12 protein-coding genes and 1 pseudogene are annotated in these 11,423 nt (G+C 64.2%); 6 read left to right on the top strand and 7 right to left on the bottom strand.

Annotated elements, in window-relative coordinates:
• The 4 genes from EDL96_RS13220 to EDL96_RS13205 form a co-directional block, all read right to left on the bottom strand.
• Nucleotides 1–347: transposase (locus tag EDL96_RS13220; protein ID WP_158609629.1), on the bottom strand; the 347-nt coding region annotated here is incomplete at its 3' end.
• Nucleotides 348–464: 117 nt separating this feature from the next.
• On the bottom strand, nt 465–1,283 hold the full coding sequence (locus EDL96_RS13215) for an AAA family ATPase (protein ID WP_123826693.1): 819 nt from the start codon (nt 1,281–1,283) through the stop codon (nt 465–467).
• 21 nt (nt 1,284–1,304) lie between these two features.
• On the bottom strand, nt 1,305–2,693 hold the full coding sequence (locus EDL96_RS13210; protein ID WP_325049561.1) for a Mu transposase C-terminal domain-containing protein: 1,389 nt from the start codon (nt 2,691–2,693) through the stop codon (nt 1,305–1,307).
• 7 nt (nt 2,694–2,700) lie between these two features.
• Nucleotides 2,701–3,297 carry a recombinase family protein gene (locus EDL96_RS13205; protein WP_123826692.1) on the bottom strand — a complete coding sequence of 199 codons (597 nt, stop codon included), beginning with the start codon at nt 3,295–3,297 and terminating at the stop codon, nt 2,701–2,703.
• 291 nt (nt 3,298–3,588) lie between these two features.
• Between EDL96_RS13205 and EDL96_RS13200 the strand changes: the two genes are divergently transcribed.
• Nucleotides 3,589–4,410, top strand: coding sequence for a DUF6414 family protein (locus EDL96_RS13200; RefSeq protein WP_123826691.1), 822 nt, complete (start codon nt 3,589–3,591; stop codon nt 4,408–4,410).
• 311 nt (nt 4,411–4,721) lie between these two features.
• Nucleotides 4,722–5,672, top strand: coding sequence for an SIR2 family protein (locus EDL96_RS13195; RefSeq protein WP_123826690.1), 951 nt, complete (start codon nt 4,722–4,724; stop codon nt 5,670–5,672).
• 338 nt (nt 5,673–6,010) lie between these two features.
• Here the strand turns inward: EDL96_RS13195 and EDL96_RS13190 are convergent, their stop codons facing one another.
• On the bottom strand, nt 6,011–6,229 hold the full coding sequence (locus EDL96_RS13190; RefSeq protein WP_199732625.1) for a helix-turn-helix domain-containing protein: 219 nt from the start codon (nt 6,227–6,229) through the stop codon (nt 6,011–6,013).
• 216 nt (nt 6,230–6,445) lie between these two features.
• Here EDL96_RS13190 and EDL96_RS13185 point away from each other — a divergent pair, with 216 nt between their 5' ends.
• Nucleotides 6,446–7,156, top strand: a complete 711-nt coding sequence (locus EDL96_RS13185; RefSeq protein ID WP_123826688.1) for an ASCH domain-containing protein — start codon at nt 6,446–6,448, stop codon at nt 7,154–7,156.
• 43 nt (nt 7,157–7,199) lie between these two features.
• Here EDL96_RS13185 and EDL96_RS13180 read toward each other — a convergent pair whose 3' ends face one another.
• Complete coding sequence (locus EDL96_RS13180; RefSeq protein WP_123826687.1) at nt 7,200–8,093, bottom strand: EamA family transporter; 894 nt, start codon at nt 8,091–8,093, stop codon at nt 7,200–7,202.
• Nucleotides 8,094–8,165: 72 nt separating this feature from the next.
• Here EDL96_RS13180 and EDL96_RS13175 point away from each other — a divergent pair, with 72 nt between their 5' ends.
• The 3 genes and pseudogenes from EDL96_RS13175 to EDL96_RS13165 form a co-directional block, all read left to right on the top strand.
• Nucleotides 8,166–9,107: a LysR family transcriptional regulator gene (locus EDL96_RS13175; RefSeq protein ID WP_158609627.1), complete on the top strand. Its 942-nt coding sequence runs from the start codon at nt 8,166–8,168 to the stop codon at nt 9,105–9,107.
• Nucleotides 9,108–9,855: 748 nt separating this feature from the next.
• Nucleotides 9,856–10,344, top strand: coding sequence for a hypothetical protein (locus EDL96_RS13170; protein WP_123826685.1), 489 nt, complete (start codon nt 9,856–9,858; stop codon nt 10,342–10,344).
• A 366-nt stretch (nt 10,345–10,710) separates the two neighbouring features.
• A pseudogene (locus tag EDL96_RS13165) lies at nt 10,711–10,908 on the top strand (integrase core domain-containing protein); the annotation flags it as partial.
• Nucleotides 10,909–10,962: 54 nt separating this feature from the next.
• Here EDL96_RS13165 and EDL96_RS13855 read toward each other — a convergent pair.
• Nucleotides 10,963–11,277 carry a hypothetical protein gene (locus EDL96_RS13855; protein WP_233568901.1) on the bottom strand — a complete coding sequence of 105 codons (315 nt, stop codon included), beginning with the start codon at nt 11,275–11,277 and terminating at the stop codon, nt 10,963–10,965.
• Nucleotides 11,278–11,423 lie beyond the last annotated feature (146 nt).

Here is an 11,423-nt window from a genome sequence, read left to right as displayed (position 1 = left end):
GCCGTGTGGGCGGCCAGCACCTTCTCGCTCAGCTGGGCCCGCCGCACAGCGCGCGGACCAGCCGGCCCATCGCGGCGTGCCAGCCAGGCGTAGTAGCCCGACCGGGAGACCTCGAGCAGCTCGGCCACCTCACGGCGCAACCGCTCCAGCTCTGCTCGCTCGTCGGTATCCAGCGCTGAGGGCGGGTCATCCATCTTGGCCCGCTCGATCGCGACCCAACGGCCCAGCAGGGCCTCTCCGACACCGATCTCCTTCGCCACGTGGGCGATCGGGCGCCCGGTGTCGATCACCAGATGCGCGGCATCACGCCGGTACGCGGGCGTGTACCTCTTCCGTTTGGCTCCCACAGGAACATCCTCCCTGCCAGGCACCGGGCCTGACCATCAAGGACGTCCACCGAACGGGGTCAACCTCATGACTCTCTCCGCTGAATGGCGGGGTTCTTCAGGCGCTTCGTGGCGGGGTCAGGTGACTCCGATGACCAGGGTGCTCTGGGCGGCTTCGATGACGTCGTTGGTGATGGTGTCGAGTTCGTTGATCTTCAGCACGCGCTGGATCTGGGGGAAGAGGCGTTCGAGCAGCCGGAAGTTGCCGCGGGTGACGCGCGCGATGGCGGCGATGGCCTGGGCGTCGGTGAAATCCTCGGGGTCGAGGGTCTTACCGAGAGAGCGCCAGTGGCGTTGCAGGACAAAAAGCAGCTCGTCCTGCCCCAGGGCGCGGTATTGGTGGGCGAAGCCGACCCGGCTGTAGAACTGGGGGTAGTGGCTGAACTGCTTCTCCAGTCCGGGCGTGCCGATCAGGATCAGGGCAATGTCGTCGCGGTCGTAGCGATCACGCAACAGTTCCAATGCGGCGGGACGTAGCCGTTCGGCCTCATCGACGATGATCAGCTCGACGTAGTTCCTGCCGTGCCGCCAGCCCCAGGTCTGGGGCGTGACGTCGCCGTGCGGGGCGAGGTGCTGTTCGATGCAGATGTTGATGCGGGTGATCGCCTGGTTGAGCTCGTCTTTCAGGTTCCGCGGGGTGGTCAGCACGCTGGGGGTGTAGACCACGGTGCGGCGCCTGTTCAGGGCGGCGTAGACCTTCGCGTCGCTGTCCGCGCGCGGCCCCCAGTAGGTCAGCAGGTCGTGGGTCTTCTCGTAGTGCGCGTAGCGGCGGGCGGAGAGCGTCTTGCCCACTCCGGCCGGTCCAAAGCACAGGCCGATGGTGTGCCCACGGCGCACGGCGTCGGCGAACTCGGTGAAGCGGCGGTGCTCCTTGGTCACGATGAAACGCTGGCTCACCTCAGTCCTCCTTGTAGACCTTCAACGCCGTCCTCGGAGCCCGGGGCGGCTCCTCGGCCGCTCGCCCCTCGGTCGCCGTCGGCGATTCGGCGGTGTGTGTGGCGACGGCGGCGATGCGCTCGTTGATGCCGGCACGCAGTGCCCGGCGGCGAGCGTTGCGCGCGGACTGGACCTCCTTGAGGCTGACCTTCTCGTCGTGGTGCTCCTGATTGACGGCCTTGCAGACGAACTCGTCGTGGTCGAAGACGCGGATCTCGGTAATATCTCGGGGTCGTAGCGGATCACGACCGACCGTCCGACGTAGCCGGCCAGGGTCGGGCAGATACAGCGCAGTCCCTGGAAGCGGATGCCATCGCGGCGCACAACGCGGGTTTTCGCCACGGTCAGCAGCAGTCCGTCGAGATCGTCCAGGCTCTCCGGCAGGCGGGGCAGCCACCCATCGGCGATCCACGCACTGCGCGGGCAGATGCCAAGCTCGCTGTGCGTACGGTCGTTGTATGTGGCCACGAACCCCTCGACGGCGGTATCGAGCTCGGCCAGAGACAACTTCGGGACCGGCCAGGGCTGTCCATCGGCAATGTAGCCGGGCAGAGCGGCGAGCAGCTCGGAGTTGACGGCGCCGAAGAACCGCTCGATCTTGCCGCGCCCCTGGGGGCGGGCGACGGCGGAGTGGACCAGCCGGATATGGAGGTCGACGGCGGTGTGGGCGAGCTGGTGGCTGATGAAGTCGCTGCCGTGATCGACGTAGAGCACGTCCGGGAGCCCGCACATCGGCCAGGCCGGGGCGGTCTTGTGCCAGATCGCCTGCCGCAAGGCCAGCGCGGTGTTCATCGCCGATGGCGCTCCCAGGAAGACGGTGTAGCCGCAGATCGCCCGGGAGCAGTCATCGAGGATGGTCGTCAGCCACGGCCGGTCAGGTTTGCCGTCGGTGCCTACCACCAGGATGTCGAGCATGGTGTGGTCGGACTGCCACATCGCGTTGGGCCACTCGGCTTGCCAGCGCAGCACCAGCTCGTGCTTGTCGCGGTAGGACGCCGCACCCTCCAGTGCGAGGGTGACCATGCCAGGGTCCAGTGCACGCACGATCTCCCACACCACCGCGTAGGACGGGACCGTCCACCCCCGGGTGCCGCAGATGCCGGTGACCGTCCGATGGAGGCTGGCGATGGCAGGGCGCGGCTTGCTCAGCGCCAAGCCCTCGATCACGCGGACGAGGTCAGCGGGGAGGCGAAGGGTGCCGACATCCGCGCGCGGCACCGTCTCCAGGCCGGCGTAGCCATCGGTGCGGTAGCGGGCGTGCCAACGCTCCAGAGTGCGCAACCCGACCCCGCTCTCCCCGGCCAGGCGCGCAAGCGGAACCTGGTCCTCGACGTGGAGTCTGAGGATGCGCCACCGCTGCTCAGCATCCATCGCACACCTACTGCACGACGTTCTCGCGGTCCCGGGCAGCGCGTTCCAGGGCGCGGTAGACCGTGGAGCGGCCCACGCTGAACAGCTCGGCCAGCTCGCCCACGGTGTGCTCGTCAGCGGCATGCAGCTCGACGAGGTGAGCCTCCTGGCGCGAATTCAGCTTCGGAGACTTCCCCCGCAGTCGGCCCTTGCTCTTGGCGACCTTCATGCCCTCGCGGGTACGGGCGCGGATGAGGTCGGCTTCGAACTCAGCGACCATCGCCAGCACGTTGAACAGCAGCTTGCCCATTGGGTCGGTCGGGTCGTACAGCGATCCGGCGATGCTCAGCTTCACCTCCCGGGCCGCAAGGTCATCGGCGATCTGATGGGCATCGCGCACGGAGCGGGCCAGCCGATCGAGCTTGGTGACCACGAAGGTGTCGCCACCCCGGCATGCTGCCAGCGCCTGCCGCAGCCCGGCACGGTCGGCATTGCGGCCCGTGAGTCCGTGATCGACGTAGATGCGCTTGGGCTCGACACCGAGCGCAGCGAGACCGTCGCGCTGCGCGGTGAGGTCCCGTTCGTCGGTGGAGACCCGGGCGTAGCCGACCTTCAAAGCGGGCATGCTCACCAGCGTGTCACATAAGTTCCCATCACCGGGCACTTCACCGGACGGGTCTTACGGGACGGCCCTTCAGGCGTGCCGACGTTCTTCCAGGTCGGTGGTGGGTGTGTCCGGTGAGGGTCCCTCTTGCGGGACAGCGTGCGAAGCGGGATCGCTGTGATCGGTCGTGAGCGGCGACTGCTGCTCCCGCCAGATGGCGACTGCTGCTCCCGCCAGATATGGAGATGAACTGTCAGAGCCACGTGCTGTACTTGGTGTCACAGCTACCACCGAGCGAAGGGTTTGAGCACCATGAGAGTCTTCCGATCCCCCCTCTACCTCGACATCGATATCTTGGTGCCTTTGGCCAACTATCACGGCATTGAAGTCATGGTTGACGTAGCGCTCTCGCAGCGTGACCGTGGCGAACGCACCGGGAAGGCTGGTGCCAATGTGGCGCTCCCGATCCCAGGCTCACCCGGATTTGAGTTTGGCGGCTCGAGAGGCTCAGAAGCGGAGATAACTCAGGCACGCACGGTCAAGGATCATCCAACCAACGCCCTGAACCGCCTGCTCGATGAGCTCGCCAAGGCCAATGACATCACCACTGACTTATCCGGCTCCGCCATCACCCGCCACCAGATCGTGGAGTGTGACGGTGATTGGGAGATCTCACCAGCCACTGACGTCGGAGCCATGCTGACATCGATGGTCACGATAATGTCTCAGAACCCATCAGCGTTGGAGAGCTCCGCGCCGCCGCCCGAATTTTATTCGTTGATGAGATCCGATCCTGAACGTGGATCTGTCGTTCTTGAAACGACACTCGAAGGAGCTGACCAGCTTCATGTCTTGGTACTCCTCGATTCTGGGTGCCTCGTGGACCGCGCCAGTCTCGATAGCTTGGAAGACGAGCGGACAGTCTTTGGCCAGGTGGACGTCTTCCTACCTGAGGGCTCTCAGTATTCCCTAGAGAAGTTCTTTCTTTCAGGATTCAGCCGAGCTATCCGCCGAAGCATCTCGGCGGAGCAGCTTCTCTCAGGCATGGGGGCTTCGTTTGGCAGACCGATGACTATTAATGACCTGAAGATCGATGGTCCACTTGTCGTAGTCAAGCCAATCGCCATATATTGAAACTTGTCTCAGTGGCGCTACATCCCGATAGTCGATCCTTCAATTAGATTCCCCGGTGAGGCGGCTACTCAAGGAACTCGATCCCATGCCTGCGCCCGATTTCCCGAACATCGCCGGTTCCGGCGTCCCACTCATCGAAGAATCGCTCCAGACCTCCTGGGTGAGCGAAGATCAGCTTCTCGCCTCCCTCAGTGCCAGCCGCGTATCTGCCCGATGACAAGGGCCCGACTTGCGCCAGGTTCCTCACCCGGGCGGCGGTCTACTTCGCGGCGCAAGGCTTCGCCCGCTTGGACCGGGGATAGAGTGGCCTCATGGGGACCTCGGAGATGCTTCTGCTAGTTGGAAACGGCCTTTCTATGGACTTGCGCCAGCAATTTCCGGAGCACTTGGCGGAATGGCACACTGGTCGCCCACTTAGCTGGGAGCTAGCGCATCCAGAGCTGAACCGACCGCTCAAAGAACTGTTTCCCGCGGCTTACGATGCTCTCGAAGGGTATGCAGGAACTGACTTTGAGCGCATGACGAAACTTCTCGAAGATGAAGACTCAGAGAGTAAATTCCCAGTAGTTGAGTTGCGCCACTACCTCGTGATGGCATTCTCCATGTATCAACGCACAGTCGATCAATTGCCCCTTAGCCAGTGGCAATGGTGGCAGTTCATTCGGGGCAACCGTGACCGGATCTCTGGGATTGTCTCATTCAACTATGATTTGATTGTTGAGGGGCTGGCCGCCCGTGCGGGAATTCGGCTCTTCACTGAAGGTGTGCCCGACGCCTGTCCTGCCCTATTCGATGAGCTGAGGCCACACAAGGCGCTTCTTTGGAAACCGCATGGTTCACTTGACTATCGACCCACAAAGAACTCGATCGTCATGCCTTCGACTTATCCGTTGATGAATTGGGTATTCGACAATGACCTCCCGTTAGAGCGATTTCCGTCCCCTGAGTGGACAGTCCCTCGCATCGAGGCGGACGTGGTTGTACCCACGGAATCGAGTCGGTATCGGCATTTCCAATGGGTTGTACCTGGAGAACAAGTTGTGCGGGCTCAAGGTAGGCGGTGGGGTGTATGCGTCATCGTAGGAATCTCTTACGCGCCTTGTGATCGCGAAGAAATTGATATTGTTCTGACTTCTTTACCGCAAGGCGCTCAAGTTGTGGTCGTTGATCCCTCCCCATCCGCGGACCTTCTTCAGCGACTTGGAGACCTGCAGTTGGAAGTAACTTGCATGCAGCGTCCACCTGCCTTAGGCGCCGCGTAGCGGCGCCCTTGGCCAGCCCAGCAGAGTGAGAGGCGCAGCAAGGCAATTCGGCACAGCGGGCATCTTGCCGGCCGAACCCATCGGCCGATAGTTGTCCGCCCCCCAGGACACCAGCTCGTTCCCTGTGCGCAGTCCTCACCGGTATTTCTATGGCATGCAACTGCGCTTGCGCCACTTTGCGGCACGCCTACTTAGGCGTTGGGAACGTTCTCGGCGGCCCTCCCGCTAGCCCGTCTGTGTACCCCTCGGTGCATCCGGTCAAGAGCGTCGACCTGAGGGCATGCTCCACCATCGCCGCCAACGCGAGAGAGCCACAGTGCGCGCCTGTCTCCAGTCAGTTAGTCCTTGATCTCGTCTGCCTGCAACAACCACTCACGGAAGTGGGAGAGCTGGACGCGGCGCAGCCTCGGTCCAACTGAAATCACCGGGAGCTTCTGGTCCTTTATCCACCGCAGCACGGTTCCTTGGCTCACACGCATGAGCGTGCAGATTTCATCGGTGGTCAACAGCTCAGGCTGCCCCTCCAGCAAGGTGTCCACGGCTCTGGGATCATTCATCATCGCACTCCATACTCTCCACCAGCCGCTCTGTGCTTTTAAAGCACAGCCTGTGAGCCGAAGAAGGCAGACCATGTTGACGCGCCAAAGAGATCGCGCGCGGACGAGCGTCGTCCGCCTCGTCGTCGTAAGGGGATCCTCTAATGGGACACTCCGGTGTGCTCCATTGAAGGCCTGCTTGCGGGACAGTGGTTCGTGACTCGTTAGCATCGCACCATGCTCACTAACAATTATCGGAACCTGGTGCGCGATGCCGCCGACCACGCGAAACGGTGGAGTGACGGGAGCGATCACACAGTCGCGGCGGCGCTTCGAACGCGATCGGGAGCGACGGTACTGGGGTTGAACACGTATCACTTCCTCGGCGGTCCGTGCGGCGAGGTGAGCGCGCTGTCCAACCATGCCGCGTCACGTCCCGACGATGCGATCGTGGCGGTCGCGGCCGCCTATGGAGCGGCGGGCGATGTGATCGCACCGTGCGGCAAGTGCCGCCAGATTCTCTTCGACCTGGACCCGGGGATCGAGTGTGTCGTCCGCACCGCCAACGGTTTGACCAGCCTGGCAGCGCGGGAGCTCCTTCCGTTCGGCTACGACTGGCGCGCCGTTGAGGCGCCGCAGCGCATCTACATGTGGGAAGGCTACGAGTCGACTATCCGAGATGGTTCGAAGCGGCAGACCATCCGAATCGACGATCCCTTCAGGCCCGGCCCAGCGGAGCTGATGTTCGAGAAGACGAGCGGTGAAACGGTCACCATCGCTGCTGAGGTCACCGCAGTGCGCGCCGTCGCCCGGGATGAGCTGAGCGAGGACGACGCAAGACGCGACGGATTCACCGACCTTGACGCGCTGCACCGCGCGCTCGACCAGCATTACCCGGGCCTGGCAGCAGCAGACCAAGTGGACATCGTGAGCTTCACAATCGCATGAACATGCTGACCACATAGGGATCCCTCTGTGGCTATTGCGACTGTTATCGGCCGCTGATGGTCAGGACCGCGACGGTGGCGCAGGCCAGGCCGATGAGCCTGGTCGGTCCTGGTCGTTCTCGGAGCACCAGGATGGCGAGGGCGACGGGCACAGCGGGGTAGAGCCCGACGATCACTGCGGCGGTGCTGAGGCCGGTCAACTGAGTTGCCTGGTGGAAGGCGACCATCGCGGTCGCGGTCATGGCGCCGGCGACGATGACGGTGGCGATATCGCACCGGCGGGTGCGCGCACGCTCCCGGGTGCGGACCGGCAGGAGGAGCAGCAGGGCCACCACGAAGGAGACCCACAACAGCGAGATCACCTGGTCGGAGGCGAACTGGCTGACGCCGACCAGCTCCGCAGCGAAGCCGGCCCCGGCCAGCAGCGGCAGGCCGACCGCGGCCCAGCTCGTGGCGGGAGAGAGCGCTGTCCTATCAGCCGGTTCCAGATCCGCGGCGGGGTGGAATCCGGGCGAGGGCCGGTTGTCGTGTGAGCTGGCGACCAGGATGATCGCGGCCAGCGCTGCGATCAGCCCCAGGACGGTGGAGGTGTCCGCGCTCTCACCCAGGAGGACCACGCCGACGGCCACGGGGATGGCGGTGGACGAGGTGGTGGCCAATGGGACCGCCACCGACACGTTTCCCCGCGCCAGGCTCCGGTACAGGGCGACGGACCCCAGGGCGCTGCCGACACCGGCCAGCAGCGCCCACAGGGTGGTGCCGGTTTGCACGCCCGGGCGCATCACCGCGGTGGCCAGACCGGTGACCAGAGCAGCGCCGCCCAGGGTCCACCGGGCCACGCTGACCCCGGGAACCCGCGCGGAGACGGCCGCGTTGAGGAACTGTGCGGTGCCGAACAGGACGGCTGCGCCGATCGCGAGGAGGATGCCGATGTGCATATCTAGATGCTGGATGCGAATACTGTTGCCGTCTATATCCCAGTCTTGCGTGGAACCGTGCACAATGGGTGCATGATCGATCCGAGGCTGGAGCTACTGCGAGCGGTGGACGAGCATGGAACCGTCACCGGCGCCGCGGAGGCGATGTCCCGCAGCCCATCCGGCGTCTCGCGGCAGCTGCGGGAGCTCGCCCGCGAGCTCGGGGTGGCGTTGTTCGACCACGTCGGGCGACGCGTGCAACTGACGGAGGCCGGACGCACCCTGGTGCAGCATGCGCACCAGCTGGCCGAACAGGCCGAGCGAGCCCTTGCCGCCGTCCGGACCACGACCGATGAGATCTCGGGACAGGTGGTCGTCGCCGGGCACATCACCGCTCTGGGTTCGCTGATCGCTCCGTCCATCGGCCGCCTGCACTCACGACACTCCGCACTACGGGTCATCGCCGAGGAACGCCAGCCCCGCGAAGCGATACCCGGCCTGCTCAGCGCCGCGATCGACCTGGCCGTCATGCCGGTCACCGCAGAGGCCCCCGCAGTCACCGATCCGCGCTGCGCGGTGCTCGACATCGGTGTCGAGCCCATCGACCTACTCGTTTCGCAAACCCATCGGCTCGTCGGCGCCGACGAGATCGCGCTCATCGAGGCCGCGGCCGAGGAATGGATCCTAGGCAGTCGCGAGCATGACTCCCGCACCGAGACACTCAGCGCGTGTCACCGCGCTGGGTTCAACCCACGCCCGGCCCACTACGCGCAGGACTGGTCCGCCGTGGCCGCCCTGGTGGCCGCCAACCTCGGCGTGGCGCTGGTGCCACGCTCGGTGCCCACTCAGTGGTACCCCGGCACCAGCCGCGTCTTCCTCGGCGGCCACGCGCCACCGATGCGCCGCATCATCGCCTGCACACGCGCCGGAGCAGAAGACACGCCCGCGCTGGGCGTCGTTGTCGACGAGCTTCGCGACCTCGCCCGAGCCTGGACCAGCAACCAGGATCCCGAGATGGATATCGACATGCCGTAAGCGGGTCCGCTTACGGAACGCGAGCATCGCAGCCAATGCCCCGTGCCCGAGGGCGTGGACACCGCCACGGAACATCTGAAGAACCCCGCCATTTAGCGGGAGAAGTCACAGACCGACGACACAACACCCCCCGCTCCACGGTGCGGAACTCCGGAGCAGAACCCGCCGGAGCACAACCCCCACCAGCCACCGTTTCCGCACCGCCACGCGCAGCCCTCAGTTCCGGGCGAGGCGCCCACCCGGGGCCTCCGCCGCCCCAGACCCGCGCCCAAGGCACAGCCTTGGAGAACGACGCTCCGCGCACACAGCGCACGGACCTAGCGGGCTTCCCAGCCCACACCCACGCCTCGCCCGCGCTCTCCGCTTCGCTCCTAGCACGCACGTCTCAAATCCAGAGCCCCGACGTCCGCCCAGCAGCTCCTGGTGGCAGCACACGCACGCTCGCGCACCTTCCGCTGGCCCCGTGAATGAGCACCATTCATTCAATGAATTAGAGATATTCTGCATCTTTTGCTCAAACCCCGAAATTCAAAGGCGCATTGATGAGTAGGCGGGCAATACACCCGGGAGCACTGAATATTTCCTAAGCTTATTTGTCTCTATGGCCCGTAAATCCCTGCCCATTTCGGTAAACTAATGAGTGTCAGCGGGTGCGGGAGACCAAGACTCGCACTGACAATTCACACCGATGGAGACAAATATCATGCAGACCCTAAATGTTTCGGAGCTCATTCGCTAGATCGAGCAGATGCAGACCCAGCTTACTGAGCAGCACCGACGGCTTGGCACGTTGATTTTCACGGCCCAGGCTGAGCGCGAGGAGGCCGAGGACTCGGTTGAGGCCCTGCGTACCCGTGTCAAGGCCGTGCTGATGGCCAATGATGACTCGACTGCCGACGAGCTGATCACCCGCCTGACCCGTGCGCAGGACAAGGCCAAGGACATCTCCTACGAATGGACCCGTAAGGAGCTGAGCCTGTGCAACGAGACCGCCCGCAGCGAGGACCGCATCCGCGAAGCCCACGAAGCCCTGACACTGGCCCAGCAGCTCGGCGGGCAGCCCGAAACCTACGAAGAGATCTTCCAAGCATTCGACGTCGCTATCGGGAGCGGCCAGGGAATGATTGTGGACATCGACGACGGCGGCCGAACCGAACTGAGCCACGACGAGCTCGCCGAGTTCAAGGACGAGATCCAGATGGGCGAAGGCATCAGCGTTCTCGCACTGACCCGCTGACCCCGACAGCAACGGCCGGCCACGGAGATCCCGTGGCCGGCCGTTGTCGTCCAGCAAGAGAAGTGCCCCTGACGCACATCGACCAAGAGGCGTCAGGGGCGGTGCGGCTCTGACCCGCACATTCACACCCATAAAGGGCAGGACCAGTCTATGACTGGCCCCGTCGCCGCGTTGTCCATCGACCTCAAGACCATTAGCTCTGTCGCGCATCGTGGACACCTTCGGTCATGATCCGTGCCGACAACGGAAGAGCATGGTAAGCCGCGCTCCGTAGATGCAGCTCAGCGGCCCGTCGTCGTGGTCCGGGACTGAGGATGATGTCCACGTGCGTGGATGCTGCCGACAAAGCGGCTTCGATCACTGCTCCACACCCGGCGACCGTACCGCCCGCAGACCAACAGCAAGGTCAAGAGACTCCACCGCACCAAGGCTGACGGGTGGGCCTACGCCCGTTGCTACACCAGGGAGCAGGAGCGCCGAGACGCCCTACCCATTTGACTTCAGCACTACAACCTCCTGCGTCCCCACGCGGCCTATGGCAACCATTCGCCGTCCACGCGCTTGCTAGGCGGAGAGGACACTGCCTCCCAGTGCAGGTCGTATCCCGATCCAGGTGACTCAATCGACATCAGGCTCGTCGGCCTTGGCGCGCAAAAACTCGTCGGCCTTGACGCGCAAGAAGTCGACGAAGTCGCGGCGTACGGCGCGGCGAATCCGAGGACGTGTGCCCTTGTTGATCGCGGCGACGTATCTCTCGAGATGGGCGGGATTGTCGCTGGTCCAACCGTGAGCCACCGCCCAGCCAGCCAAGGCGGGACCCTCCAGGGCATATCCGGCGTCATGCAATGCCAGAAGTGTTGATACGACGTCGTCCTTCTCGTAGCCCGCGGCGATCGTGTTGTTGTGGTTGATCGTCAGGGTTAGCTCCTTCATGCCCTGCTCGACGACCGGGTCTAGGTGTACCTGGCCATGACGTTGGTAGCAGCGGGTCGGGTTGAACGAGGGAGAACCTCCGAGTGGGATGTGGCTTGTCTAAGGCCCACTCCACCCCGGAGGTTCTCATGTCCCACGGTAGTGCC

Origin of the sequence: Kocuria soli (assembly GCF_003797835.1) — a bacterium.
GTDB lineage: Bacteria > Actinomycetota > Actinomycetes > Actinomycetales > Micrococcaceae > Kocuria > Kocuria soli.
This window is presented reverse-complemented; position numbering and strand designations above follow the sequence as displayed.